The 24,861-nt window shown below is 58.2% G+C and carries 25 protein-coding genes; 12 read left to right on the top strand and 13 right to left on the bottom strand.

Annotation, left to right across the window (positions count from 1 at the left end; genetic code table 11):
- Positions 1–12 precede the first annotated feature (12 nt).
- From ASG35_RS11450 to ASG35_RS11440, 3 genes are all read left to right on the top strand, one after another.
- Positions 13–1,212, top strand: a complete 1,200-nt coding sequence (locus ASG35_RS11450; protein WP_056356641.1) for an MFS transporter — start codon at positions 13–15, stop codon at positions 1,210–1,212.
- Positions 1,213–1,328: 116 nt separating this feature from the next.
- Positions 1,329–2,036 (top strand): nitroreductase, encoded by a 708-nt coding sequence (locus ASG35_RS11445; protein WP_056356639.1) that lies wholly within the window; start codon positions 1,329–1,331, stop codon positions 2,034–2,036.
- A gap of 198 nt (positions 2,037–2,234) precedes the next feature.
- Positions 2,235–4,187, top strand: coding sequence for a putative bifunctional diguanylate cyclase/phosphodiesterase (locus ASG35_RS11440; RefSeq protein WP_056356637.1), 1,953 nt, complete (start codon positions 2,235–2,237; stop codon positions 4,185–4,187).
- Between the two features lie 58 nt (positions 4,188–4,245).
- Here the strand turns inward: ASG35_RS11440 and ASG35_RS11435 are convergent, their stop codons facing one another.
- From ASG35_RS11435 to ASG35_RS11415, 5 genes are read right to left on the bottom strand one after another with little or no spacing between them, the layout of a single operon-like run.
- Positions 4,246–5,016, bottom strand: coding sequence for a glutaredoxin domain-containing protein (locus tag ASG35_RS11435; protein WP_056357431.1), 771 nt, complete (start codon positions 5,014–5,016; stop codon positions 4,246–4,248).
- A 58-nt stretch (positions 5,017–5,074) separates the two neighbouring features.
- Positions 5,075–5,854, bottom strand: coding sequence for an ABC transporter permease (locus ASG35_RS11430; RefSeq protein WP_056356635.1), 780 nt, complete (start codon positions 5,852–5,854; stop codon positions 5,075–5,077).
- Positions 5,851–6,609 (bottom strand): ABC transporter permease, encoded by a 759-nt coding sequence (locus ASG35_RS11425; RefSeq protein WP_056356632.1) that lies wholly within the window; start codon positions 6,607–6,609, stop codon positions 5,851–5,853. The genes ASG35_RS11430 and ASG35_RS11425 overlap by 4 nt, the downstream gene beginning before the upstream one ends.
- A complete protein-coding gene (locus ASG35_RS11420) occupies positions 6,606–7,454 on the bottom strand; it encodes an ABC transporter ATP-binding protein (RefSeq protein WP_056357428.1) in 849 nt (282 codons plus the stop codon). Before ASG35_RS11420 ends, ASG35_RS11425 begins: the two co-directional genes overlap by 4 nt.
- A gap of 8 nt (positions 7,455–7,462) precedes the next feature.
- On the bottom strand, positions 7,463–8,449 hold the full coding sequence (locus ASG35_RS11415; protein ID WP_056356630.1) for an ABC transporter substrate-binding protein: 987 nt from the start codon (positions 8,447–8,449) through the stop codon (positions 7,463–7,465).
- Positions 8,450–8,741: 292 nt separating this feature from the next.
- On the opposite strand from ASG35_RS11415, the gene ASG35_RS11410 reads away from it, so the two are divergent.
- The 5 genes from ASG35_RS11410 to ASG35_RS11390 all read left to right on the top strand — a co-directional run bounded on the left by ASG35_RS11410 (position 8,742) and on the right by ASG35_RS11390 (position 13,889).
- Positions 8,742–9,458 (top strand): GntR family transcriptional regulator, encoded by a 717-nt coding sequence (locus ASG35_RS11410; protein WP_056356628.1) that lies wholly within the window; start codon positions 8,742–8,744, stop codon positions 9,456–9,458.
- Between the two features lie 85 nt (positions 9,459–9,543).
- Positions 9,544–10,938: a 3-isopropylmalate dehydratase large subunit gene (leuC, locus tag ASG35_RS11405; protein WP_056356625.1), complete on the top strand. Its 1,395-nt coding sequence runs from the start codon at positions 9,544–9,546 to the stop codon at positions 10,936–10,938.
- Positions 10,935–11,546, top strand: coding sequence for a 3-isopropylmalate dehydratase small subunit (gene leuD / locus ASG35_RS11400; protein WP_056356623.1), 612 nt, complete (start codon positions 10,935–10,937; stop codon positions 11,544–11,546). The genes leuC (ASG35_RS11405) and leuD (ASG35_RS11400) overlap by 4 nt, the downstream gene beginning before the upstream one ends.
- Positions 11,547–11,570: 24 nt before the next feature.
- On the top strand, positions 11,571–12,965 hold the full coding sequence (locus ASG35_RS11395) for an MFS transporter (RefSeq protein ID WP_056356621.1): 1,395 nt from the start codon (positions 11,571–11,573) through the stop codon (positions 12,963–12,965).
- A 51-nt stretch (positions 12,966–13,016) separates the two neighbouring features.
- Positions 13,017–13,889: an isocitrate lyase/PEP mutase family protein gene (locus ASG35_RS11390; protein WP_056356619.1), complete on the top strand. Its 873-nt coding sequence runs from the start codon at positions 13,017–13,019 to the stop codon at positions 13,887–13,889.
- A gap of 50 nt (positions 13,890–13,939) precedes the next feature.
- On the opposite strand, the gene ASG35_RS11385 is transcribed toward ASG35_RS11390, so the two are convergent.
- A complete protein-coding gene (locus ASG35_RS11385) occupies positions 13,940–14,263 on the bottom strand; it encodes a hypothetical protein (RefSeq protein ID WP_156393108.1) in 324 nt (107 codons plus the stop codon).
- A gap of 271 nt (positions 14,264–14,534) precedes the next feature.
- Positions 14,535–14,768, bottom strand: coding sequence for a hypothetical protein (locus ASG35_RS11380; protein WP_056356615.1), 234 nt, complete (start codon positions 14,766–14,768; stop codon positions 14,535–14,537).
- A gap of 637 nt (positions 14,769–15,405) precedes the next feature.
- On the opposite strand from ASG35_RS11380, the gene ASG35_RS11375 reads away from it, so the two are divergent.
- Entirely contained in the window at positions 15,406–15,732 is a 327-nt protein-coding gene (locus tag ASG35_RS11375) for an H-NS histone family protein (RefSeq protein WP_056356614.1), read from the top strand.
- 46 nt (positions 15,733–15,778) lie between these two features.
- On the opposite strand, the gene ASG35_RS11370 is transcribed toward ASG35_RS11375, so the two are convergent.
- Genes ASG35_RS11370 through ASG35_RS11355 form a run of 4 tightly spaced genes read right to left on the bottom strand, consistent with a single transcriptional unit; the run spans position 15,779 to position 19,912 of the window.
- Complete coding sequence (locus tag ASG35_RS11370; protein WP_056356612.1) at positions 15,779–16,654, bottom strand: isocitrate lyase/PEP mutase family protein; 876 nt, start codon at positions 16,652–16,654, stop codon at positions 15,779–15,781.
- Positions 16,655–16,676: 22 nt separating this feature from the next.
- Complete coding sequence (locus ASG35_RS11365) at positions 16,677–17,534, bottom strand: HpcH/HpaI aldolase/citrate lyase family protein (RefSeq protein ID WP_056357426.1); 858 nt, start codon at positions 17,532–17,534, stop codon at positions 16,677–16,679.
- Between the two features lie 16 nt (positions 17,535–17,550).
- Positions 17,551–18,633 carry a TauD/TfdA family dioxygenase gene (locus tag ASG35_RS11360; protein ID WP_056356611.1) on the bottom strand — a complete coding sequence of 361 codons (1,083 nt, stop codon included), beginning with the start codon at positions 18,631–18,633 and terminating at the stop codon, positions 17,551–17,553.
- A gap of 25 nt (positions 18,634–18,658) precedes the next feature.
- The gene (locus ASG35_RS11355) at positions 18,659–19,912 is read right to left on the bottom strand and encodes a CaiB/BaiF CoA transferase family protein (protein ID WP_056356609.1); all 1,254 of its coding nucleotides are present in this window, start codon (positions 19,910–19,912) and stop codon (positions 18,659–18,661) included.
- A gap of 183 nt (positions 19,913–20,095) precedes the next feature.
- Here ASG35_RS11355 and ASG35_RS11350 point away from each other — a divergent pair, with 183 nt between their 5' ends.
- Complete coding sequence (locus ASG35_RS11350) at positions 20,096–20,833, top strand: IclR family transcriptional regulator (protein WP_056357423.1); 738 nt, start codon at positions 20,096–20,098, stop codon at positions 20,831–20,833.
- 4 nt (positions 20,834–20,837) lie between these two features.
- Here ASG35_RS11350 and ASG35_RS11345 read toward each other — a convergent pair whose 3' ends face one another.
- Positions 20,838–22,055, bottom strand: a complete 1,218-nt coding sequence (locus ASG35_RS11345) for an MFS transporter (RefSeq protein ID WP_056356606.1) — start codon at positions 22,053–22,055, stop codon at positions 20,838–20,840.
- Positions 22,056–22,288: 233 nt separating this feature from the next.
- Between ASG35_RS11345 and leuC (ASG35_RS11340) the strand changes: the two genes are divergently transcribed.
- Both leuC (ASG35_RS11340) and leuD (ASG35_RS11335) read left to right on the top strand, forming a co-directional pair.
- Positions 22,289–23,728, top strand: a complete 1,440-nt coding sequence (gene leuC / locus ASG35_RS11340; protein WP_056356604.1) for a 3-isopropylmalate dehydratase large subunit — start codon at positions 22,289–22,291, stop codon at positions 23,726–23,728.
- A complete protein-coding gene (gene leuD / locus ASG35_RS11335) occupies positions 23,721–24,308 on the top strand; it encodes a 3-isopropylmalate dehydratase small subunit (protein WP_056356602.1) in 588 nt (195 codons plus the stop codon). The genes leuC (ASG35_RS11340) and leuD (ASG35_RS11335) overlap by 8 nt, the downstream gene beginning before the upstream one ends.
- Positions 24,309–24,478: 170 nt before the next feature.
- Here leuD (ASG35_RS11335) and ASG35_RS11330 read toward each other — a convergent pair whose 3' ends face one another.
- Entirely contained in the window at positions 24,479–24,826 is a 348-nt protein-coding gene (locus ASG35_RS11330) for a cupin domain-containing protein (RefSeq protein WP_056357420.1), read from the bottom strand.
- Positions 24,827–24,861: the final 35 nt, after the last annotated feature.

Below are 24,861 nucleotides of genomic sequence, written 5' to 3'. Positions count from 1 at the left end.
CACGCGACCTTCATGTCAGAAATCAACGAACATTGGCAGCGCAACCTCACCGTGTGTCTTCTGGGATCGTTCTCGACCATCTTCGCCATGACGTTGATGCTGCCGTTCTTGCCAATCTACGTGGAGCAACTCGGCGTGCACGGGCATGCTGCAATCGTGCAATGGTCAGGGGTCGCCTATAGCGCCACGTTCATGACCGCGGGCGTGGTAGCGCCGTTATGGGGATATCTCGGCGACCGCTACGGACGCAAGCCAATGCTCGTGCGCGCGAGCCTTGGCATGGCGATCGTCATGTCGCTGATCGGGTTTTCCACCAATGTCTGGCAGCTTGTCGGATTGCGTCTGCTTGCGGGCGTTGCAGGCGGATATTCTTCCGGCGCCACGATTCTCGTCGCTACGCAGACACCGCGTGACCGCTCCGCATGGGCGCTCGGCATGCTGTCGTCTGGGGTGATGGCGGGCAATCTGCTCGGACCCTTGGTTGGTGGGCTGCTGCCGCCGTTGATTGGCATCCGCGCAACGTTTTGGGGTGCGGGCGCCATGATTTTTATCGCGTTTCTAGCGACCACGTTTCTGATCAAGGAAACCAGACGACGCCCCAGGGAAAGTCATGCGGAGCCGAAACGCGGCTGGTCCGAGATCTCTGCAAAGACCGTGGTCATCGCCATGCTCGCGACATCGCTATTGCTGATGTTCGCCAACATGTCGATCGAACCGATCATCACGGTTTATGTGAGGACATTGATACGTGATCCGAAGCAAGTGACCATGATTGCGGGTCTTGCGATGTCCGCCGCTGCACTGGGGAGCATTTTGTCGGCATCGCGGCTGGGCAAGCTGGCGGACCGCATCGGATATTCCAGCGTCATCGTGTTTGCACTGGTAACGGCGGCGTTGCTGATGATTCCACAAGCGTTTGTTTCCGCCGGCTGGCAATTGATCGGCTTGCGGTTTTTGATGGGACTCGCGCTGGGCGGCCTGATGCCTTGTGTCATCGCGGCGATCCGGCGCTGCGTGCCCGATCATATGGCGGGAACCGTCCTGGGCTACTGCGTCTCCGCGCAATTCGCCGGACAAGTCGCGGGGCCGTTGATGGGTGGCTTTGTCGGCGGACATATCGGCATGCGCGCGGTTTTCCTTGGAACCTCGGTGCTGCTTTCGCTAGGCGCCTTCCTGAATTGGCGCGTGGCACGGCGCGTTTCTACTAGCTAGCATGGCGCTTCACCTCGCGTATTTCTGGCGCCAAGGACTATTGCGGGAAGGGCTTTGTTATTGACCGCGTTTTAGGCTGGCCTGCACGCTGCCGGCAATCTGGAAAGGAGAAAATCATGGAAGTGAACCACCAAAAGTTATCGGTGGATTCGGCTACGTCGGTGGACGAGGCGCTGCTGACGCGACGCTCGGTGCGTGCCTTTCTGAATGAGGCGGTTACGCGCGAGCAGATTGAAGACATCTTGCGGCTGGCATCGTACGCACCCAGCGGTTCGAATTTCCAGCCGTGGCGAGTCTATGCCGTGATGGGCGAGTCGCTCGCCAAGCTGACACAGGCAATGCGAAATGCTTATCTGTCAAACGATGGCGACGTCAATCGCGAATACGATTTCTACATGAACCCGGTAGAAGAACCGTACCTCAGTCGGCGCCGCGCTTGCGGCTGGGGACTTTATGCAACTCTCGGCATCGAGCGGCACGAAAAAGACAGACTGGCCGCGCAACGCGCCCGTAACTTTGTTTTCTTCGATGCGCCGGTGGGTCTGATCTTCACCATCGACAGGCGCATGGCGTTGGGAAGTTATATCGATTACGGCATGTTCCTGCAGAGCATCGCTTTGGCCGCGCGCGCCAGAGGCCTTCATACGTGCGCCCAGGCTTCCATAGCCGAAGTGCCGGGAATCGTGCATGAGCATCTGAACGTGCCGCGTGACGAAATGGTCTTGTGCGGTATGGCTTTGGGTTACGCAGACCCCGAGGCCGTGGTGAACCGATTCGCCCCTGAACGACAAGACGTCGAAGCCTTTACGCAATTTTTCAGCTAGCAGGCTAAGGATCACACACGCGCCACGGCGCTTGGCCGCCTACGCAGCAAAGGGAATGCACAGCCATCTTTTAAGCGCCTGCCACACGGCTATTCTGCCCGCGGCGCTCAAGATCAAGCCGGAAATTGCCGTAAACACAATCGAAAGCCATAAAGTAGTGGCGACATATATAAAGCAATCTGAGAGAGGTAGTACCCCATGCGATCTTCGAACTCGGTTCGATCGCTGCTGCGTGTTTGCGACGACAATCCAGAACTGACCCGATCGCAACTCTCGGCGCTTGGACGACAGTTGCCGCTTCTGTACTTCATTCTCGTGGTTAATACTATCGCGGTGTGCGTCACGCATTTTCGTCTGGCGCCCATCTGGCTGAGCGTGTATTTACCGGGATCGCTTTGCATCGTCTGCTTCTGGCGCGCCATTCATTGGTGGAAGCAGCGCGCGGTTCGTTTGTCTCACGACAAAGCGGTGGGACTTCTGCGCAAAACGGTGCGCCTGACTGCGCTGTTTGGCATCGCCTTTACCGCCTGGGCGCTAAAGCTGTACGAATATGGCGACGCTTACGCGCAAGCGCATATTGCGTTTTATATGTCGATCACGGTAATCGGCTGTATTTTCTGCTTAATGCACCTGCGACCGGCCGCATTGCTCCTTACGGCAATTGTCGTAATCCCGTGGACCATCTTCTTCGTTCTGAGCGGACAACCGGTATTCATCGCGATTGCCGTGAACATCGCGCTCGTCGCATTTGCAATGATGGTCATTTTGTTCATCAACTATCGCGACTTTGCGAACCTGATCGATTCGAAGAAGCAGTTGCTCAGGCAACAGGCCGCTACACAAACACTAAGCGACGACAATTTTCGTCTTGCCAATCTCGACAGCATGACCGGCCTCCCTAACCGGCGCAGTTTCTTTTCGTCGCTGGACGCCATGCTTGTCAGATCGCGGGCGCAGGGAAACCGTTTTGCCGTGGGTCTGATCGACCTGGACGGTTTCAAGCAAGTGAACGACGCCTATGGGCATTCGGTCGGTGACCGGTTGCTTTCGGAGGCGGCGAACCGGCTGGTCGGCATTGCGTGCATCCATACACAGGTTTCAAGATTGGGCGGCGATGAATTCGGCATCCTGATCGATCGGGACATGACGCGCGAAGAGCTGCTGATGCTCGGCAACCTGATCTGCGCGACGCTCAAGGACGACGTACTCATTCGGGATGCCACGGTCGGACTGCTCGGCTCCGTAGGTTTCGCCACTTTTCCCGATGCCGGCGTGACGTCGGAAGAACTTTTCGAACGCGCGGACTACGCAATGTATTTCGCCAAACGAACGGCTCGTGGTTCGTCGGCGATTTTCTCCTCCATGCACGAAACGCAGATTCGACGGGCAAGTGTCATCGAACAGGAATTGCGGCTTGCAGTGCATCACGACCAGATGACGCTTGCGTTTCAACCTATCGTGGATTTGCATACTACGCATATTGTCGGATTCGAAGCGCTCGCGCGCTGGACCAATTGCAAGCTCGGCGTCGTGAGCCCGGGCGAATTCATTCCTGTCGCGGAGCGCTCCGACCTCGTTCATCGGCTGACGACGAATCTGTTGACCAAGGCGCTTGCGGTGCTGGCGACATGGCCGTCGGACATCTTCGTTTCGTTCAATCTTTCCGTTCGCGATCTCTCGTCGAGCGAGCAGACGAATCGCATTATCGGCATTGTCAGGGAAAGCGGCATCGACGCGAAGCGCATCGAGTTCGAAGTGACCGAGACAACGGTCATGCCGGACATCGACCAGGCATGCGCTTCGATTGCCGCCTTGCGCAGACTCGGTGCGCGTATTGCGCTCGATGATTTTGGTTCGGGGCATTCGAGCCTGAGCTACGTGCACCGGCTTCCGCTCGACAAGATCAAGATCGATCGAAGCTTCATTGAAGGGATCGAGTCTGACAAGGCGTGCCGGGATATTGTCCGCACGGTTGTCGACATGTGCCATAGATTGAAAGTGGAATGTACGGTTGAAGGCATCGAGACCGATGAGCAGCGGGATGCCGTGGTGGCGTTCGGCTGCAACTCGGGTCAAGGCTACCTGTTCGGCAAACCAATGAGCGAGCGTGATGCGCTCGCCTGTCTGATGCCGAGGTCTCAACACCTGTGAGCGCCATCGTTTATTCTCGATGCCAACTTGCGTAACGCGGACAGACAGGCCGAGGATGCTACCGGTCCCACACCTCATGCGGCACAGGCAGCCCTTCGAGGTCCGCCTCGCTCAGCGGTCCATTGGGCGCGATCCCGTTACTTTCCAGCATGAGCATCACCTGGCGCGTGTGCTGCGCCGCATGCCAGGCGGTGCGCTCCAGCACCTCGTGGAACGGCCGGGTGCCATAGTAGGTTTCGACACGGAAATTGACCGTGGGGTCGCTTTGCGCGGCCCACCAGTCCAGGAATCTGCTGTGCACCGATTCGCCCCAGGCAGCAATGTCTTCGCCGCTCCAGTCGTCGGGCGGAAGTTCATCGAACGACTCGAACCGCAATGGAATACCCTGCGCGGCCTGCATGCCCATCTCGGCGACACGAAACATATGAAAGCCCAATCCGGCCGGCGTCCGGTTCCTGTTGCGAAAGGGCGTCTTCAATTGATCGGGCGTAAACTGACGAATGTAGCGGGCGTTCGCGCTCATGAGAAGGTCGAGCTTCGCCACAAGCTGCGCAGGAGGCAATGGGTCCATCACGCGTGTCTTGAGATCGAGGAACTTGATGACATCGTTAATTGATTGGCAGAACGTATAACGCTTGCCGATCGACACTATGGGCACGCTGCGAACGCCTAGTTCGAGAAGTTGCGCTCGCGCATCGGGATCGTTGTGCACGTCGAGCGATTCGAATTCGATGCCCTGTTCTGTCAGGAATTCCTTGGTTCTCAAGCAGGAAGAACATCCGGGCTGCCAGAAAACCTTGATGCGTGCTGCGTTAAGTGTCTCGGTCATCATCGTTCCCCAGGAATCGATTGGGTTAAATCAATCCGGCAATCAATCCGGCAATCAATCAGTTGTCCGACTTTGCCAGGCTGTGGTGCCATCTCAGCAGTAGCAGGTTCACTACGGTTGCGAACACAAATAACAGAATGGCCAACGCCATGATGGTTCGCGTGTCGTTGCGTCCCATTGCGATCATCAGCATGTGGCCTATTCCGCTTTGCGATGCGAACATCTCGCCAATCAACGTACCGAGCAGCGTCAGCGAAAAACCGATGCGCAGGCCCGCCACCACTTCAGGAATGGCGGCAGGGAGCAGCACGTAACGCGCGTACGCAACTGGCGATAATCGGCAGGCGCGCGCGGTGCGGCCAAAAACCGGCCGCATGTTGCGCACCGCGCCCATGGTGAATACCGTGATGGGAATGATCCCGTGGATCACACCGAACGTAACCTTGGCGTAGAGTCCCAGTCCAAACATCAGGAGAACGACAGGATAGAGCGTGATCTTCGGAATGGCATAAAACGCCATCAGGATCGGCTCCATTACGTCACCCGCCAAGCGCTTCACGCCCAAGACAAAACCGAGGCAAATGCCGCCGACGCACGAGATCGCAAATCCAAGTAAAAATGCAATCGACGTAACCCGCAAGTTCTCCGGAAAGTCCTCGTCTTGCAGGATTGCCTTGAGCCGGACAGAGGTGGCCCATGGACCTGGCAAGACGTCGTCGCCGAGCAACGAACTGGCGATCTGCCACAACGCGAGCAGAACCACGATCAACACCACGCTGTCGCTCCATCGTGAGGCGGAACGTTTTGGCTTGAGCGCAGCCGTCGCGATGGTGCTCATGCCGGGCTCCTCCGTGTGCGGCTGTAGAGCCGTTGTTCGGCCATATGCAGCAGCATGTTCAGTGTGCCGACAAAAACCAGCAGCAAGAGCATCAGCCCGTACATGGTGGGATTGTCGAAGTTGTTGTATGCGTAAGCGATCCGAAAACCAAAGCCCGATCCGGCCAGCACGAATTCGCCGGCGATCACGGCGATGAACGCATAAACCACGGTCAGCTTGATGCCGGTGAATACGAACGGCAGGCTCGATGGCAGCGTGACCAGACGAATTTCATCCAGCGCGCTCATGCGCATGGCGCGCGCGGAGCGCAGCAGCACGCGCGGCACACGTTCAAGTCCATTGAGCGTATTCGCTGCCATTGCAACCACGCCAAACAGGAAGCCGATAGCAACGAGCGGCCAGCGATTCAAGCCGAAGATCACGATCAGGACCGGATACACAACAAAGATAGGCACCGCGTAATACGACAGCAGCAAGGGGTCGATGACACGCCGCAAGCGCGGCAGCCGGAACAACCCCACGCCGAACGCGAAGCCGCCTGTCACCGCGAGCAATACCGCGAGCGTGGCGTTCGCGAGCGTCTGCAGAATGTCGTGTGTGTAGTCGCCGGAAGCCAGCAATGCCCACGCACCTTCGGCCATTTTCGATGGCGGTATGAACGACACCGGATCGATCCATGCGAGCCGGCTCGCCACCTCCAGCGCCGCGACGAAGAGTACGACCAGTGCGAAGCGCCAGCGCGTGGCGACCTTCATGTCTGGCTCCCGAGCGCCTTGAGCGCTTCGGCGCGCAGCAGTCCCCACACGCGCGCCGTCAGCTCGCCGAAGCGTGGATCGAGCGCGGTATTGCTGTCACGATGCCGGGACCAGCCGGTGTGGATCGTTTCGATAAAACGTCCCGGACACGCCGACATGATGCCGATCCGGTCGGAAAGCAGCACGGCTTCGTCAATGGAATGAGTGATCAGCAACACGGTCGCGCCGGTTTCGCGCCATAGCTTCAGCATCTCTTCGCCCATCAGCAGACGCGTTTGCTGATCGAGCGCGCCGAAAGGCTCGTCGAGCAGCATGAGCCGCGGACGCACGACCATTGCACGCGCGATGCAAACACGCTGCCGCATGCCGCCCGAGAGCTGCACTGGGTATGAATGCGTGAACGCCTTCAGGCCCATGAAAGCAAGCGCGTGTTCGACTCGTTCGCGGATTTCGCTTTCAGATACGCCCGCGCGGCGCGCACCGAATGCGGCGTTGTCATAGACATCGAGCCAGGGGAAAGTGGCGTCTTCCTGGAACACCACCGCAACGCCTTCCGGCACCTTGCCCCGCACCGGCGCGCCCTCGAACGTCACCGTGCCGGAGCTTGCCGCATTGAGTCCAGCGATGACATCGAGCAGCGTCGACTTTCCGCAGCCCGACGGGCCGACCACCGAGAAGAACTCGCCTTTCTGCAAGCTGAGACTGACCGGGCCGAGCGCGTGAAAAGGCGGCTTGCCATGCTCGGCGGCATAGAACCGCGTGACGTCGGTCAGTGTCGCGTGAATCGCGGACTCGACGCGCTCGACACCGGCAGCCGGTACGACGGACAAGGGCAGGGGATTCATCGATTGCCTCACTTTGAGCGCTCGCTCGCGGGCAGCATCGATTCATCGACAATGGTATGCCAGTCGAACGTGCCCGGTTCAACCGCCTTGATCAGCACGAGACCTTTCACCACTTCGTCCATGCTCGTGTAATTGAAACGCCCGGTGCTCCAGTAGTGCGGATCGGTATCGAGACAATTGTCGATAGCCGACTTCGCTACCGACAGGTCGATCTTGTAGGCCTTGGCGAGAATTTGAGCGGACTCCTCACGATGCGCGGCGATGTACTGCACGCCCTTCGCGCGTGCGTCGATGATCGCCTTGACCGTTTCAGGATGCGCTTTCAGGTAATCGGTGCGCACTACGCCAACAGTCTGCGTTTCGGCGGGAACGATATCCGTCGAGCGGAATGCAATCTTCAGCTCATCCTTGCGCGCGCTGTAAGCAGGCTCGGTCATGTAGGCAACATCGACTGCATGTTGCTGCAACGCGATCATCATGGTGCCTGACGCGCCCACGGGTTTGCGTTGCACCTGTCCCGTCAATCCGGCACGTTCCAGGCCGACGATCGTGATCATCTCCGTCATGGACTTGGGGCTGCTATAGCCGATGCTCTTGCCTTTCATCTGCGCAATGCCATTCACGTTCGATGCTTTCAGCTGTACCCACAAGAGATCCGCCACGCTCTGGACGCCGCTGTGCACAATCGTGATCGGCACGCCTTGCTTGATTGCCGCGATAGCCGCAGGCAATGCGACTTCGCCGTAGGGTATTTCGGACGCCATAGCATTTCGCACCGAAGTACCACCGCCTTCCGACGTAATGAATCCCGTGACATCCACTCCGTTTTGCTTGAAGTAGCCCTTGTCGAGCGCGACCGCGAAGGGAACGCCATACATGCCGTCGATCCAGTGCGTGACTGTCAGCGTAGCGGCCTGGACCTGGGGCGCGGCCAGTACGGAACCAAGTAGGGTCGTCACCGTGGCAAGTCGCGTCAGCGCGCGGTAGAGCTTCATCGAGGGTCTCCTGAGGGATTCGTCTTAACTTTTTATCGGCGATTTTCACCAAAAATTGTAGGATACTTTTATTCCTGGTCTTGATCGGTCGCTATGCTTGTTTACACCTAAAAACGCACCGTTCCTTTGCAGATAAGGCTTTGAAGGTGATTGCTCCGCAGGCCACATGCTCCTACCGCAAATGGTTCATCGTTGGAATGGCTTTTTGTCCTACACTTTCTGGAAGCGCGGCTTGCTTTCCATTTGATTACGAAATTCAGCGCGAGCCGGCACGGCTTGCAAACATCGACCCATGAACTACGAAATCGACCATTTCGACGAAGCAGCACAGAACGCAATCGAACCCTTGTTGCGCAGTGGGGAAACGGTCGACCGGACGGCGGATCTGCTGAAACAGCAGATTCTCGAAGGGCGGCTCGTCCCCGGGCAGCGGCTGATTTCGCGCGACCTGATCGAGGAACTCGGCATTAGCCGGGGTTCGCTGCGCGAAGCATTCAGGCGACTCGTTGCGGATGGCCTCGTCGATCTGATTCCGAATCGCGGCGCCGTGGTGCGCCACCTTTCCGTCGATGAAATCGCAAACCTGTACCAGGTACGCGAAGCCCTCGAAGGGTTCGCGGCGAGGCGTGCCGCCGAGGTCATCGACGAAGGCGACAACCGCGCGCGTTTCACCGAAGTGCTTGAGCGCGGACGGCGGCATTTCACGAAGCCGGATTTCCAGGCATTCGTAGTCGATAACCGCCAGTTCCATCGGATCATCGTGGACATGTGCAAGAACCCTCAGTTAAGCGAACTAATCGATAAATACCAGTTGCCCGTTTTCATGATTCAGTTGCGTCAACGCATTGGCGTGGATGCGATCGTGCGCAACTCGCTTGCGGAGCACGAGGCGATTGCCGCGGGAATTTTGGCCGGCGACCCGGATGCCGCGAGCAAGGCCATGCAGCAACACCTGTGGCATTCGGCGGACGCGCTGGTCAAGCTGCCAGCGCTCAAGCCGCCGAAGTAGCGTTGCAGGAGGCAGGGCGCGGGCGGCATACGAACGGCTTGAGCCGTCATTAAAGACGCAAGGGAGACGAGTTGTGGCGAGAACCATGTTCGACAAGATCTGGGATGCACATGTCATTGCGGACCTGCCCGGCGGTGTGAGCCTTCTTCATGTGGACCGGCATCTGATGCACGAGCTGACGAGCGTTGCGGCAATTCGCCAGCTCGAGGCGCGTGGCGCACTTGTCCACAACCCCGAGTTGACCTTCGCAACCGTCGATCACGTGATCTCGACGCAGCCAGGGCGCGCGGCAGGCGATGCCGAATGGAGCACGATCGCGATCGAGACATTGCGGGAACAGACCACGCGCCTTGGCATCGAGCGCTTCGATATAGACGATGGCCGCCAGGGAATCGTTCATGTGATCGGCCCCGAACTCGGTCTGACCTTGCCGGGACTGTTGCTGGTTTGCGCCGATAGTCATACCTGCACGCATGGCGCGCTCGGCGCGATTGCTTTCGGCATAGGCTCGACGGAGCAGGTTCATGTGCTCGCCACGCAGACGATCCGCCAGACGCGTCCTGCAACCATGCGAGTGCGGTTCGATGGCGCAACGCGGCCGGGTGTAGAAGCCAAGGACATGATTCTGTACCTGATCGGGATGCTCGGGACGTCGGCGGCAACGGGATATGCGGTCGAGTACGCGGGACCGGCAATCGAGGCGCTGCGCGTGGAAGCGCGGCTTACCTTGTGCAACTTGTCGATCGAGCTTGGCGCGAAGGTCGGCATGATCGCGCCCGACGAGACCACGTTCGCTTACATTGAAGGGCGCGACTACGCGCCGAAAGAAGAGGCGTTGGCAAAGGCCATCGCGCAATGGCGTCTGCTTGCAAGCGATACCGACGCCGTCTTCGACAAGGAGATCACCGTCGATGCCACGCAGATCCGCCCGCAAGTGACGTGGGGCACGAGCCCCGAACACGTGATGGCAATCGATGCCCGCGTTCCCGATCCCGTTGACGAGCCGGATCCGTTGCGGCGTGACGCGCTTGAAAAAGCCTTGTTGTACATGCAGCTCGTGGCGGGACAGCGGCTCGAAGACACGCCGATCGATCGCGTGTTCATTGGCTCGTGCACGAACAGCCGGCTCAGCGACTTGCGCAACGCGGCGAGCGTGGTGAAGGGACTGCACGTGGCGCAGCATGTTAAGGCATGGGTCGTACCCGGCTCGATCGATGTCAAGCGTCACGCCGAACGCGAAGGACTCGACCAGATCTTTATAACCGCCGGTTTTGAATGGCGCGAACCAGGCTGCTCGATGTGCGTTGGCGCGAACGGCGATCTGGTCGGCGCAGGCGAGCGATGTGTATCGACATCGAATCGCAACTTCGTCGGCCGGCAAGGCCCAGGTGCAATGACGCATCTGGCAAGCCCCAGCGTGGCGGCGGCGAGCGCCATTGCAGGGAAAATCGCCATGCCCGGCGCGGAGCGTGCCGCATGAAAGCGTTCACCGTATGCGAAGGTATTGCCGCTTCGCTTTTGCGCGACAACATAGATACCGACATGATCGTGCGTGTTGAACGCATTGCGCAATTGCAGCGCGGACAGTTCAAGACGTGGGCGTTCGAAATGATGCGCTATCACGCCGACGGAAGCGAAAACGCCTCGTTCGTTCTCAACCAGCCGCCGTTCCGAGACGCGAAAATTCTTCTTTCCGGCAGCAATTTCGGTTGCGGAAGTTCGCGGGAAATGGCGGTCTGGGCACTGGAAGAATTCGGCATCCGATGCGTGATCGCTCAAAGTTTCGGCGATATCTTTTACGCAAACTGCATCCAGAACGGCCTGCTCGCAATCCGCATGAGCGCAGCGCAAATCGCGCTGCTCGCTGAGGCAGCCGAACGCGGCAATCCGCTTCGCGTGGACCTTCATCGTTGCACGGTCAGCGCGCCCGATGTGCCGCCCATCCCCTTCAGTTTTCCGGATCATCACCGTGAGGCGCTGCTCGAAGGGCTTGACGAGATCGACCAGACGCTTCGGCACGATGCACGCATTCTTGCGTTCCAGCACGCCGGCAAAGTGCAAAGTCCATGGGTCTACATTCAGCAATAAGCTTTACTACCTCGGAGCACGACGATGCTGAGCACGGTACATGCAGGCGCCCGACTTGATCGCTTGCCGACTTCATCGTTTCACCGGCGAATATTGTGGTTGATAGGCGGCGGCATGTTTCTCGATTCCTTCGACATCTATCTCGCTGGCGGCGTGCTCGGTGCGCTGTCGCGCAGCGGCTGGTCAAGCATGACGCTGAACGCAGCATTCTTGTCTTCGACATTCATCGGCATGTTGATCGGCGCATTTTCAGCCGGACTTCTCGGCGATGCATACGGCAGGAAGTTCACCTATCAGTTCAACCTTGCAATCTTCGGCATTGCATCCATAGCGGGATCGCTTGCGCCGAGCATGAACTGGCTGATCGCGTGCCGCTTTTTCATGGGGCTGGGACTCGGCGCCGAAATCGTGGTCGGCTACGGTTCAATAGGCGAATTTATTCCGCCTGCGGTACGAGGGAAATGGTCGGCCTATCTTTCGTTGATCACCAACTCCGCGCTGTTCTTCTCGACATACATAGGATATCTGATCATTCCGACGATTGGCTGGCGCGCGATGTTCGCTATCGTAGGCGTCGGCGCGCTCGGTGTCTGGGTGTTGCGCAAGAAGATGCCGGAGTCGCCGCGCTGGCTTGAATCCAAGGGGCGCTTCCAAGAGGCGGAAGCCATTCTGGCGGGCATTGAAGCGGAAACCGCGCAAGGCCGTGCATTGCCCGCGATCGTCGAGCCGCCGCCTGCTCCCGTCAAGGCGACGTCGCTCGGCAGTCTGTTCCGGCCGCCGCTGTTGCGCCGCACGCTCCTTGCGGTCGTCATCCAGATTGCGATCAACGTGGTGATCTACGGTTTCATCGTGTGGGTGCCCACCTTCCTGATCAAACAGGGACACGGTATGGCTTCGTCGCTGGGTTATTCCTCGCTGATGGCGCTGGGCGGACCGGCTGGCGCGCTGGTGGGCGTCCTGATAGCAGACCGAGTGGGCCGCAAGAACGGCCTTATAGGAGTTGGAATTCTGGCTGCGATTGTCGGCTGGCTGTATGGCAATTCAACCAGCGTCGAGATGGCAACGCTGCTCGGTTTCCTGCTTTTCACGATGACCTACCTGATGGTTGCGCTCGGCGTCGCGACTTACATACCTGAGTTGTTCGCGACGGAGAACCGGATGCGAGGCAACGGCATTGCAGGTTCGGCGGGCCGCTTGTCTGGGATCGTCGCTCCGCAGATCGTCGTGCTCATGTATGCAACCGGCGGCATCAAGGACGTGTTGTCAGTGATCATTGGCGCGCTGATGCTGATGGTTGCCGTGCTGGCCGTATTCGGTGTCGAGACAAATCGTCGCTCGCTCGAAGAAATTGCCGTGAGCCCAGGCGATCCGTCTCTTACGCCGCCTGTTGGCGAGATCCCCATCGAGCGCGTTCATTGACTGCTTTTCCATCTCTTCATTTGTGCTCATCCACTTTAAAAGGAATTCGACATGACCGCTAATTCACGCAGACAAGCGCTTAAGGCACGGCTCAATTCCGGCGAGATCGTCGTTGCGCCCGGCATCTTCGACATGATCTCGGTGCGCCTTGCGGACACGATGAACTTCGACTGCCTGTACATGACCGGCTTCGGCACGGTTGCGTCGTACTTGGGCGAGCCGGACGCTGGTCTTGCCACGTACACCGACATGGTCAATCGCGTCACGGCATTTTGTGGGGCCGCAACCACGCCACTCGTTTGCGATGCCGATACCGGCTACGGCGGACTGCTCAATATGGCGCACACCATTCGCGGCTATGAACGCGCGGGCGCCGCAGGCATTCAGATCGAGGACCAGGAGTTTCCCAAAAAGTGCGGGCACACACCTGGTCGCCGCGTGATTCCGACAGCAGACATGGTCAAGAAAATCCAGGTCGCAACCGAAGCACGCGAGGACAAGGATTTCCAGATTATTGCGAGAACTGATGCACGCACGACGCTCGGTCTGGATGAAGCGTTGCGCCGCGGTGAAGCCTACGCAAAAGCAGGGGCGGACGTGGTGTTCATCGAGTCGCCGGAAACGGTCGAGGAACTGGAAACGATTGGCAAGACGTTCGATATGCCTTTGCTCGTCAACGTGGTGGAAGGCGGCCGGACACCGCAACTGACGCCGGCGGAGCTGCAGGAACTCGGATTCTCGATAGCAATTTATCCTTCTGCAGGATTCCTTAGCGTCGCTCGCGCACTCGAAAACGTTTATGGCGAAATCAAGGCGCTCAAAGGCACGACGGGCGCCGAGGCCAGCATGATGTCGTTCAAGGCCATGTGCGAGCTGATGGGATTTCAATCGGTCTGGGACTTCGATCGCGCCCATGCCGATTAAAAGGGAACCGAAGAGACACGCGCGCCGATAAATCCTGTGACGACCTGTCTTCAAGACTCGGTTAAAAAGAAGCTGTCGAGCAGGTCGGCGAGCTGCCACATGGGACACGGCCGGCGCGAATGTCCATCGTATCCTGCGTTCCTGAGGTTCTCTACGGGTTCCTCAGGCGCAAAGTTGCTCATCGCGATCAACAGCCGGCTCGTAGCGCGTTCGCTCATGCACAACTCCTTGGCGAACTCGTAGTTTTTGCTCGCGCCTACTCGGGTATCGAGGAAGATTGCGTGCGGATTGGAGATTACGATCGCGCCCCTTGCGGCAAACACGTCAGTTGCAAGCGACGCTGTAAAGCCCTTGAATTCCAGGATCAAGGCCATGGAGTTGCCAACCATCTGGTCCGAATGAATAACAAGTACCCGCCGCTGGCCTGGAAGCGTGCGGATCGATTTTTCATTCCATAACGCGCATTGGAGGGAACTCCCCTCGTAAGCTCTGAAGCTCATAGCGACCCCGCTCGAAAGGTTGGCAGCGCGGGATATGGAGGCCAGTGCGTTCGAACAGCAGTTGCGTTCACAGATACTCACGACCCGGTGACTGTCTGACTACGTTCGTGCGCCGGTTACGTGAGGGGAGAGTGGCTGGCATTGGTCATCGGGTTCCTCGCAAGACGATTGACGCGACGAATAGTTCGTTGGGATATCGGGTGCGGAAGCGGCCTGTTTCAGAAATGTTCATTCCGGACGTACATAACACCATGCCTGCCACCTCGAGTTTCGCAAGCGCCTCGTAGCGGTTTTCAAGGTACGAAGGAACAACTATCACGGGGTCGCCAAGCGCTTTCATTACTTCCACCAGCTGCGCTATCAACGTACTTGTTTTCATGAAGTTCTCTCAGTTCCAGCGCCCGAATGACGTTTTAGTTCTACAACTCGCGATATTTTCGTTTCGGTATTTATCAGACAATCCAAGGCTCATTTAATTCGCTTTGCTTAAATACAGTCTACGCCTGCTATTACTACCCGCCACGACCGTGAAATAACAGAAAACAGGAAGTCATGTTTTCACTCATAAACCGGAACGAAAACTTGGGTAACCGGGTAAATGCGAATCCAACCTACTTCTCCAGAAAAATTGAAAAAAACGTGCTTGGCTGTTTATCGGCACGTGGGATCGCGAAGCTTAAATACCTTGATTGTCGCAGGAGCAACGTCTGCCGCTATTTGCGGGCGATATACCGAGACGGTCTGTTGCTGACCGACAGCCCCGGAAACACAAATTATCCAATTTATGGCGCATACCTAAATAAGAACTATTCACCTATCCAACCTTGAATAACCAAATCATTGTGTTAAATGCAACACTCAAAAACCGTGGTTATTAAAGTGTTGATATAAAAATATGCTTAAGGCCAAAACAGACAATTGGCCAATTGCCCTAAATACCGGCGTGGCGCGACGCCTAAAAGGTTTAGAGTTAAGTTATTAGACATAAATACTGCAAAGCCTGGAATCGAACAACGATGGCAACCTATAAAGAATTGCGGCAGCAAGCGGACGCGCTTTCACGCCTTGCGGACGACACGCAAAGAATCGTCCGTGCAGAGACCCTTGTACAAATGATTGCGTCCATCGCGGAGTTTGGTTTCACTGCTGCAGAACTGGGACTGCCAGCGTCAGTCTTGGGGGCAAAAGCTTCCGCCGGCGCGCGCAGCACTGTAGCCCGCTCTACCCGGACCGCAAAATACCAAGACCCCGCCACGGGTACAACCTGGACCGGTGCGGGTCGTCAGCCTAAATGGATAGTCGGCGAGAAGGCAGGCTATTTGATCTCCAAAGGCTTGAAGTGACGTGATGGCTCGTCAATTATCAATCAAATTTGAAGCCTGTTTTGATTCAATCGATGAACCGGGTTCGCAACGCGTCCCAGTCGTCCGCGCCCATCCGGCGAAAACGCTCGCGCGCGCTAAGCGCTGTCGATGAAGACGGCGGCACGCCGGTCTCGCGTAAATCCTTGAGCGTGTTTTCGCAGGTCTGCATCACGCTCGCAAGTAAAACACTCGGGAGAATGGCGAGTGCATATCCCAGCTCCTGTACGTCGCGCAACGCCATGTCAGGACTCTTGCCGCCGCGCACGATATTAAAAAGGCAGGGTCCATTCACGCGCTTCGGTACGGCCGCAATTTGTTCGAGATCGTTCGGAGCTTCCACAAACGCGACATCGGCGCCTGCTGCAAGCGCTGCATTGGCGCGTGCGATGGCTTCGTCGAAACCCAACACGCCGTTGGCATCGGTACGCGCGATGATCGTGAAATCCTGATCGTTCCGCGCCGCGAGCGCCGCGCGGATCTTCGCGACGAACTCTGCCGTCGAGATCAATTCCTTGCCATCGAGATGACCGCAACGTTTGGGCGCGACTTGATCTTCAATATGGATTGCCGATACACCCGCCTGTTCGTAAGCGCGCACCGTACGCGTGACGTTGAGTTCGTTCCCGTAGCCGGTATCGGCATCGGCGATGAGCGGCAGCGTGGTGCAAGCGACAATGCGCGCCGCATTCGCGACCATTTCGGTCATGGTCAGCAGGCCGTAGTCGGGTAAGCCGAACGATGCCGACGTGCCCGCGCCCGTCATGTAGAGGGCCGCGAAACCGGCTTGCTCGGCGAGTCGCGCGGTCAATCCATCATAAACGCCGGGCGCGACGGTCAGTTGAGCGCTGTTCAGTAATTGGCGCAGGCGTTTTGAGCGTGAAGAGATAACGGATTCCGGCATGCATGTCTCCTTCGATTTGAAATCAGACCGCTAGGCGCTGCGCTTGCTGCAAGACGGCTTCGGCTTTCGCGGCATACGGGGCATCTATCATGATGCCATCGACTACGATTGCGCCTCGACCCACCGCACCTGCTTCCCGCCACGCTTCAACGACCTTGCGAGAGAACGCAATTTCAGTGCCGCTCGGCATGAAAGCCTCGTTGGCGGGCGCAATCTGCGTCGGATGAATACAGCTCTTGCCGGCAAATCCAATGGCTTTGGCACGCAAGGCTTCTTCGCGGAAGCCTGTTTTATCGGCGATATCCGGAAACGCGCCGTCATACGCAGCAACGCCGGCTTCTCCCGCCGCGAACCGAACGGCAAGCTGCACATGTTCGAGCGCACCCGCATGTCTTCGTCCGATGTTTAGGGGTTCGAACAAGTCAGCGTACCCTATCTGCAGTCCCATCACGCGCGCGTTCGCCGCAGCAATATCGCCGGCGAAACGCAAGCCGCGTGATGACTCTATATTCGCCAGAATCTTCAGCGGCCGGCTGTGAGCACGCTGTTTCTCCAGTTCGCCGATTGCTTCGGCCAGCATGGCGATATCGTCGGCCGATTCGGCTTTCGGCAAATTGATGACGTTGAAGTCGAGGCCGATGAGTGCATCGAGATCCGCATTGAAATGCGCCGAACCCAGCGGGTTGATTCGAATCACGATCGTCTTGCCATGTTCCCGGTCGAGATTCTGAAGAAAGCGGGCCACCTCGCTGCGTGCATGCGCTTTCATTGATTCAGGAACTGCATCCTCCAGGTCGATGGAAATTGCATCCGCGTCGCTGGCGAAGGCTTTCTGGAACAGTTCCGGACGCGAGCCCGGAACGAAGAGCTTGCTTCTCATCGGTGGCTGGCTCACGTCAGTCGACCATTCGGCCCGCATTGCCTTCGAGCAGCAAGCGGTTATGGTGCGAAGGCATTTCGCTGAACGGCTTTCTATATTGCGACCACAAGCGCAAATCTTCCGGCTTGTGGAAAACCTGCGAGTCGGGCATTGCGGGCCATGAAGATGCGGTCAGCCAAAGACGCATCAGGTGCCGGCGGTCCTCGAGCGCCTTCGCGTCCTGATAGTCGGTGCGGCCATGCACCATCACACGATTGTTGAGGAACTGGATGTCGCCATCGCGAAAGCCCATGTCGAGATAAAACTCCGGCGATGCCGAGATCTTGCGCACTTGATACAGCGCCTCCGACTCGAGCGCCGAATAGGGACGTTCACCGCTTTTTTCGGCGAGGCGTGCATATCCGGTCGGCAAATAGCAGATGGTCTGCGGACCTTCGCCCGTGAAAAACGGCACCTTGAATTCACTGAACGTGCGCGTGGCACGGCGGCCGTCTTCATCGGTGCGCTTGAGGAACAGTCCTTCGCGCAGGACCTCGAGCAGATCCGGGCGGTGCTCAAGCATATGGTTGTGCACGGCGACTGCACTAGATATGCGGCTTTCGCCGCCGGAGATCGCGGTGCGCAGGCACATGAGGCCAATGATGTCGCACGAGTCGGTGTGCATCAACTGACCGCCGCCTTTGCGATATCCGCGTGATTTCGGTTCGTAGTCGCTGACGTCCATCACGTGGCCGAGCAAGTCGCCAAGATAAGACTGCGTGACGGGGCGGCTGATGTACGAGCCGAGGCCAACGTAAATCTGCGCCATGTCGTCATCGGAATATTTGTCGCGCGGAAGGCCGCGCAGCATCAGGAAGCCGCGTCCATTGGCGAGAAAGTGCGGCAGGTCGCGCATCAGCTGACCAACGGAATCCAGTGGGAACGTCTCAGGCGTGATGTCCGGAAAGTCGACTTCTCCAAGCGATTGCAGATGACGCAACGCGTGGTCGATCTCGGCAAGCTCGGTGGCATTGAGCAGGTGCAAACCCTCTTTGGTCCAGTCGAGATCCGGACCTTTCCAGACTGCGGGGCAGTCGATTGCTGCGTCGATAGTACTCATTCACTGTCTCCAGTTGGCAATTGATTCAGGCGACGGGCGCGACCGCATGCTCGCGATCGGTTTGCACGATGACACCGTCGGTAACGAGCTTCCGGTAAGCGGCATCGCCGAGAAGGGGGCTGAGGATCTCGCTGCTGTGCTCGCCCTTGAGCGGCGCGGGAAAGCGGAAGCCGCCGGGCGTGGCGGACAAGCGCGGCACGACGTTGTGCATGGGCAACTGGCCGACTTCGTGATCGTCGACTTCCACGATGCTTTCGCGCTCGCACACGTAGTGGTCGTCGAGCAGATCCGCAGCGTCGAAAACGGGTCCGACGGTGACATCGGCGGCATCGAACAACGCGCGATTCTCGACCAGCGTGCGCTCACCAATGAAGCTGCCCACAATGCGGTCGATCTCTTCAACGTGAGCGACGCGCGCGGCGTTGGTCGCATAGCGCACGTCATCGGTCAGCTCGGGCTTGCCGATGGTCGCGAACAGCCGCTGCGCCATCGACTGTGTCGAAGTCGAGACGCACAGCCATTTGCCGTCCGATGTCTTGTAGGTATTGCGTGGCGCAGTCGTGCCCGAACGGCTGCCGGTACGCGGCTTGATGCGGCCGTTGAGCTTGAAATTCGCGACTTGCGGTCCGAGGATCGAGAGCGTGGGTTCGAAGAGCGAGATGTCCAGCACTTGCCCGCAACCGCCATGCACGCGTGTATGCCAGAGCGCCATCATCACGGCGTTGGCGCCATAGATGCCGGTTGTCATGTCGCCGAGGAACATGGGCGGCAGGACCGGTTCGCGATCGGCGAATCCGTTCATTGACGCGAAGCCGGAATACCCTTCAACCAAGGTGCCGAAGCCAGGCTTGTTCCGGAAGATGCCGGTTTGTCCCCAACCCGAAATTCGCGCGATGATCAGGCGCGGATTGCGTTCGTGGAGTGTTGCAGGCGCCAGGCCCATTTCTTCGAGCGTGCCTGGCCGGAAACTTTCGACGAGCACGTCGGCATCGTCGATCATGTTCGCGATGAGTTCGATCGCTTCCTTGCGACGAAAATCGACGCACACGCTCTTCTTGTTACGCGCATACGTCTTCCAGAAAATTTCGTAACCGTCGGTCTTGAACGCGCGCAAGGTATCGCCTGCAATGGGCTCGACCTTGACGACATCCGCGCCGAAATCGGCAAGCTGCAACGTCAGCATGTTGCCTGCGACCAGACGGGATAAATCCACGACTTTCAAGCCCTGCAGCGGACCGTTTGCATTGAGTGCGAATTCCTTCTTGTGCAGCTTGGCCATGAGATTCCCGAACGGTGCCTGTTGATACACTGAAATCAGGTTACACAAAAATAGACATCATGTCTATTTGCGGAAACGACTATGTCTTGCGGCGCGCCCTGAATTGCTTTATTTTTAGGCCGCGCGCGGGGCCAGATGCTGACCCCGCATCACATCGACGAACGAAATCATTGGCAATACAACATGGCAAATCCAGCCGATACAGGCGTAGCAGCCGTGAACAGGGCGCTGAGCATCCTCAAGGCGTTTGAAGACAGCGTCGACGGCATGACGCTCGCCGACCTCACTACGGCAACGGGTCTTTATCACAGCACGATCCTGCGCTTGTGCGAGTCGCTGGAAAGCTTTGGCTATCTCAAGCGTCTCGCCGATGGCCGCTACATGCTTGGTCCCACGCTGTTTCATCTAGGCATGATCTATCAGGGCTCGTTCCGTCTGCAGGATTACGCCTTGCCGGTTCTGCGGGAACTGGTCAAGCAGACGGGCGAGACGGCGGCTGTCTACGTCAGGGAAGACGATGTGCGCTTGTGTCTTTATCGGCTGGAATGGCAACGCTCGGTACGTATGCATGTTCGCGAAGGTGAGCGTCTCACGCTCGAAAAGGGCGCCGCCGGAAAGATCTTGCTGGCGTTCGCGGGCGACAAAGGCGCAACGCTCAAGAAAGTTCGTGACGCTGGCTACGCAGTCTCTTTAGGTGAACGCGACGCCGAGAGCGCTGCTATTGCGGTGCCCGTGTTTGGCGTAGGGCAGAAATTGATCTGCGCAATATCGCTTGGCATTCCGCGTTACCGGTTCGACAAAAAGGAATTCAAACTCTATCTGCCGTTCGTGATGCGGGCCGGCGCCGAGCTGACGACTGCGCTCGGCGGCGACCCTTCAATGTTCGAACCGCCGTTTGCTCCGAGCGATGTCATGCGCTGACGCGCTACGCCTGTTGCGCGTTCACGAGCGGTGCTGCGCGCCGCGAGATCTGCGTCTGGAGGAATGCAAAGCACACCGCACCAATCAGCAACGCGCTGATCATGAAGATAAATCCACCGTTGTACGACCCGCTGGTCTTGACGATCGCGCCCACCACCAGCGGCGCGGTCAGCCCGCCAATCTGTCCACCTGTGTTGATGAACCCTGCATAGCCACCGCGTGCGCCTTCTGGCGCGAGATGCGCGACCAGGCCGGCGTACGGCGAAAGGCTGCCGTAGAGCAGAAAGGCGGCGGCTGAAAGACCGGCGATGCACATTGCGGGGTCATCGGCGGTGAAAGTGAAGTACAGCGCGATCGCGGTGCCGGTATAACCCAGCGCGAGCATGACCGGACGCTTGCGATGCAGCGAGCCGCTACCCAGCGTGCCAAACACTATCAGGCCGAGAAAGCCGAACAAATAGGGAATCGATGCCGCGAAGCCAAGCGCCTTCAAGTCGATATGCCGTTGCGCCGAAAGATAGCTCGGCACCCAGCCCAGGAAACCCCAATATCCAATGCTGAACGTCATGTACCCGAAGAACAGCAGCCACGTGCTCTTCAGTCTGATGAATGTTTTCCAGTGCGCGCGACGCTCGGCACGTTCCGCAAGCGACGATCTGGCCCCGGCGACTTGCGGCGGAATCAACGCATAGATCAGGATCGAGACGATCACACCAGGGATCGCGAAGAAGAAAAATACGTGCTGCCACGGGCCGCGCACGAGCAGCCACACGACAACCGGCGCGACGACCGCAGGACCGATTGCCAGCGCGCTCAGCCACACGCTGTGCGCACGTGCAGCGTCCTTCGAACTGAAGTTGTCGGCGACCAGCTTGTACACCGCTGCATTGCACGATCCTTCCGATAACCCGAAGCAAAAGCGCACCACCACCATGGCACCGACAGTCGAAACCAGGCCGGTCAATCCGGTGAAAAGGGAGAACAGAAGCGGCGCGACGACCAGCAGGGCTTTCGTGCCGAAGCGGTCAGACAGCATGCCGCCTGGCAACTGCATCAAGGCGTAGCCAAGGGCAAACGCGGCGAAGATTATGCCTAGCTGGGCGGCGTCGAGATGCAAGGCTTTCATCATCGAAGGCGCAGCTACCGAGATGCTGACCCGGTCGAGGTAATTCACGAATTGCAGCAGCCACGTCAGCATCAGCAGCTTGTACCTAAGGCTCATGTCTTCTCCATGTGATGTCCTGACGATTCCGACCTGGTGACCAGTCGCGCCGCTGGCTTGTCGCGTTAAAAACAGACATTCTGTCTATTCGGAGTTTATGGGACCTGTCTTTGCGCCGCAAGCATGTTGGAGGCAGGGATTACCCGCGATTCCCCCGCACCGCAATCGGATAGGAGAATGCCTAAGTTGCGCGTCGTATTCGCACCCAATGAAGATCCGATGAAGGGAAGTCAATGAATGAAATTGAAAGCCTCAATAAGCCCGCCGCGGCCAAAACACTATTCGATAAAGTCTGGGACGCGCACGCAATCACAGTCAAAGACGATGCGTGGACGCTGCTTCATATCGACCGGATGTTGCTGCACGATTTGTCCGGCAACAACGCACTGACGGCGCTGGAGCAACGCGGATTATCGGTTCGGCATCCTGAGCTTTCCTTCTCCACGCCGGACCACGCGGTATCGAGCGCGCCTGGTAGAACAGGCGAAACCTATCCCGGCGGCGCAAAGTTATGGGCTGGGCTGAAGGCGCGTTCATCCACTCAAGGGATTCGTTTCTACGATACCGGCGAGATTGGACACGGCATCGTTCACGTAATGGGACCGGAACTGGGGATTGTCCTGCCCGGCAGCACGCTGGTCTGCGGGGACAGCCATACATGCACGAATGGCGCGCTGGGTGCGCTGGCGTTTGGCATTGGTGCGTCCGAGCTGGTGCATGCCCTTGCGACACAAACACTCTGGCAGCAGAAACCAAAAACGTTGCGCGTGACCTTCGATGGTCCGCTGCAAGAAGGTGTCACGGCCAAAGACCTGGTGCTTTATCTGATCGGCAAACTCGGAGCAAAAGCGGGAACCGGGTATGCCGTCGAGTACGCCGGTTCCACAGTGCGTGCACTCGATATTGAAGCGCGTCTCACGCTGTGCAATCTTTCCATCGAGCTCGGTGCGAAGGTCGGAATGATTGCGCCGGACGACAGCACATACGCGTATCTCGAAGGGCGTGAGAGGGCACCGCGCGACGCGTTGTTCGATCTGGCAGTGGAGCACTGGCGCACGCTGCCATCAGACTCCGGCGCCGTTTTCGATTCCGAAGTGCACATTGACACGAGTGTCATCAAGCCGATGATCACCTGGGGCACGAGCCCCGAGCATGTGATCGCCATCGATGGCGCCGCGCCCGATCCCGCGTGCGCTCCCGACGACAAGCACCGTGCAGCGTGGCGTGACGCACTCGATTACATGGGACTCGCTGCAGGACAAAAGCTGGAGGGCACGCCAGTGGACTGGGTGTTTATCGGCTCGTGCACAAATTCGCGGTTGTCGGATCTGCGCAGCGCGGCAGCGGTGATTCGCGGGCAACACGTTGCAGAGGGCGTGCACGCCTGGGTCGTGCCGGGGTCCGAGACGGTCAAGCGCGACGCCGAAGCAGAAGGGCTCGACCGTATTTTTACTGCCGCTGGTTTCGAATGGCGCGAGCCGGGATGCAGCATGTGCGTGGCGGCCAACGGCGAGATCGTGCCGCCGGGGGCGCGTTCCATTTCCACGACCAACCGCAACTTCGTCGGCCGTCAGGGCCCGGGCGCGCGGACGCATCTCGCGAGTCCGCAGAGCGCTGCGGCTGCCGCCATCACCGGCGTGATTACCGACGCGCGGAAGCACCATCATGGATAAGTTCACTACGCTTAGCGGCGTTGCGGCCCCGCTGTTGAAATCGAATGTGGATACGGACACGATCATCCGTATAGAACGTCTCACGCAAAACGCCCGGCAGGATCTCGGTCCTTATGCGTTCGAGGCGCTGCGCTTTCGGCCCGATGGCAGTGAAGATCCCGCCTGCGTGCTGAACGAGCCGCCGTTTCGCGATGCCCCGATCGTGCTGGCTGGAGAAAACTTCGGCTGCGGTTCTTCGCGCGAGGGCGCGGTTTGGGCTCTTATTGCAGCGGGCATTCGCTGTGTGATTGCGGAAAGCTTCGGCGATATCTTCTACAACAACTGCTTTCAGAATGGGTTGTTGCCTATCCGTTTGTCCGCAAGCGATATTGCAGCGCTGGGTCAGGATGTCGAAGTCGATCTTGTGAAGCAGACGGTGCACTCGGGCTCGCTCACTTTCCATTTCGATATTGAACCAGTCAGGCGAGAAGCGCTGCTCGATGGTCTCGACGAAATTGCCCGCACCATGAAAAGCGCCGCTGACATTGCGCGTTGGGAAGACAACGACCGTGTCCAGCGGCCGTGGATCTGGAGCACGTGATTCGTACTATGTGCGGCGTTTGAGACTCGACCCGCCGCCTTCCAAGACTTCACATCTGCGGATCGTTGATCGGGAAGGTGGGGCGTCCGTCTTTCGCGGGCAGACCCCACTTTTGCATTGCGCCTTCTTAAACTTCAAGGACAATCGGCGCGCGTCGCCTTCCTCTATCGTCAAGCCGTGCTTTCTGTTTCAGTCAGCACGATGTCGCGTGCGCCTCCCGACTGAATCATGATGTAAATCACGTCGTCAGCGGTCTCGTTCCGTACGTGATGAACAACCCCTGGTTCGACCGCATGATGATCGCTGACCTGGATTCTGCGGATCAGCGCGCCTACTTTTGTTTCGACGGTTAGAATTCCCTGGACCACGATAAAGCGGTCCCTAACATGTGTGTGGAAGTGCCATTGCGTTTCGCCGCCAGCCCGCACAGTGGTCTTCGAGACGGTGTACTCTTCGTCGGTCAACAGGGTTTGATAGAGAACCCTGCCATTTGCAAGTGGAATGTCTTTATCGTTCATGTCTTTATTTTTCGCTAAGCGTACTGTGGGTTTGA

Source organism: Burkholderia sp. Leaf177 (assembly GCF_001424345.1).
In the GTDB taxonomy this organism is placed as follows: domain Bacteria; phylum Pseudomonadota; class Gammaproteobacteria; order Burkholderiales; family Burkholderiaceae; genus Caballeronia.
This window is presented reverse-complemented; position numbering and strand designations above follow the sequence as displayed.

What these genes read in the sequence shown, in the direction of transcription:
- ASG35_RS11425 (WP_056356632.1), bottom strand. Translation starts at nt 6,609, where the DNA reads ATGAAGGTCGCCACGCGCTGGCGCTTCGCACTGGTCGTACTCTTCGTC.
- ASG35_RS11345 (WP_056356606.1), bottom strand. Translation starts at nt 22,055, where the DNA reads ATGAGCCTTAGGTACAAGCTGCTGATGCTGACGTGGCTGCTGCAATTC.
- ASG35_RS11375 (WP_056356614.1), top strand. Translation starts at nt 15,406, where the DNA reads ATGGCAACCTATAAAGAATTGCGGCAGCAAGCGGACGCGCTTTCACGC.
- ASG35_RS11420 (WP_056357428.1), bottom strand. Translation starts at nt 7,454, where the DNA reads ATGAATCCCCTGCCCTTGTCCGTCGTACCGGCTGCCGGTGTCGAGCGC.
- leuC (WP_056356625.1), top strand. Translation starts at nt 9,544, where the DNA reads ATGTTCGACAAGATCTGGGATGCACATGTCATTGCGGACCTGCCCGGC.
- leuD (WP_056356623.1), top strand. Translation starts at nt 10,935, where the DNA reads ATGAAAGCGTTCACCGTATGCGAAGGTATTGCCGCTTCGCTTTTGCGC.
- ASG35_RS11445 (WP_056356639.1), top strand. Translation starts at nt 1,329, where the DNA reads ATGGAAGTGAACCACCAAAAGTTATCGGTGGATTCGGCTACGTCGGTG.
- leuC (WP_056356604.1), top strand. Translation starts at nt 22,289, where the DNA reads ATGAATGAAATTGAAAGCCTCAATAAGCCCGCCGCGGCCAAAACACTA.
- ASG35_RS11330 (WP_056357420.1), bottom strand. Translation starts at nt 24,826, where the DNA reads ATGAACGATAAAGACATTCCACTTGCAAATGGCAGGGTTCTCTATCAA.
- leuD (WP_056356602.1), top strand. Translation starts at nt 23,721, where the DNA reads ATGGATAAGTTCACTACGCTTAGCGGCGTTGCGGCCCCGCTGTTGAAA.
- ASG35_RS11355 (WP_056356609.1), bottom strand. Translation starts at nt 19,912, where the DNA reads ATGGCCAAGCTGCACAAGAAGGAATTCGCACTCAATGCAAACGGTCCG.
- ASG35_RS11350 (WP_056357423.1), top strand. Translation starts at nt 20,096, where the DNA reads ATGGCAAATCCAGCCGATACAGGCGTAGCAGCCGTGAACAGGGCGCTG.
- ASG35_RS11360 (WP_056356611.1), bottom strand. Translation starts at nt 18,633, where the DNA reads ATGAGTACTATCGACGCAGCAATCGACTGCCCCGCAGTCTGGAAAGGT.
- ASG35_RS11435 (WP_056357431.1), bottom strand. Translation starts at nt 5,016, where the DNA reads ATGACCGAGACACTTAACGCAGCACGCATCAAGGTTTTCTGGCAGCCC.
- ASG35_RS11395 (WP_056356621.1), top strand. Translation starts at nt 11,571, where the DNA reads ATGCTGAGCACGGTACATGCAGGCGCCCGACTTGATCGCTTGCCGACT.
- ASG35_RS11450 (WP_056356641.1), top strand. Translation starts at nt 13, where the DNA reads ATGTCAGAAATCAACGAACATTGGCAGCGCAACCTCACCGTGTGTCTT.
- ASG35_RS11370 (WP_056356612.1), bottom strand. Translation starts at nt 16,654, where the DNA reads ATGCCGGAATCCGTTATCTCTTCACGCTCAAAACGCCTGCGCCAATTA.
- ASG35_RS11380 (WP_056356615.1), bottom strand. Translation starts at nt 14,768, where the DNA reads ATGAAAACAAGTACGTTGATAGCGCAGCTGGTGGAAGTAATGAAAGCG.
- ASG35_RS11390 (WP_056356619.1), top strand. Translation starts at nt 13,017, where the DNA reads ATGACCGCTAATTCACGCAGACAAGCGCTTAAGGCACGGCTCAATTCC.
- ASG35_RS11430 (WP_056356635.1), bottom strand. Translation starts at nt 5,854, where the DNA reads ATGAGCACCATCGCGACGGCTGCGCTCAAGCCAAAACGTTCCGCCTCA.
- ASG35_RS11365 (WP_056357426.1), bottom strand. Translation starts at nt 17,534, where the DNA reads ATGAGAAGCAAGCTCTTCGTTCCGGGCTCGCGTCCGGAACTGTTCCAG.
- ASG35_RS11410 (WP_056356628.1), top strand. Translation starts at nt 8,742, where the DNA reads ATGAACTACGAAATCGACCATTTCGACGAAGCAGCACAGAACGCAATC.
- ASG35_RS11440 (WP_056356637.1), top strand. Translation starts at nt 2,235, where the DNA reads ATGCGATCTTCGAACTCGGTTCGATCGCTGCTGCGTGTTTGCGACGAC.
- ASG35_RS11415 (WP_056356630.1), bottom strand. Translation starts at nt 8,449, where the DNA reads ATGAAGCTCTACCGCGCGCTGACGCGACTTGCCACGGTGACGACCCTA.
- ASG35_RS11385 (WP_156393108.1), bottom strand. Translation starts at nt 14,263, where the DNA reads ATGGCCTTGATCCTGGAATTCAAGGGCTTTACAGCGTCGCTTGCAACT.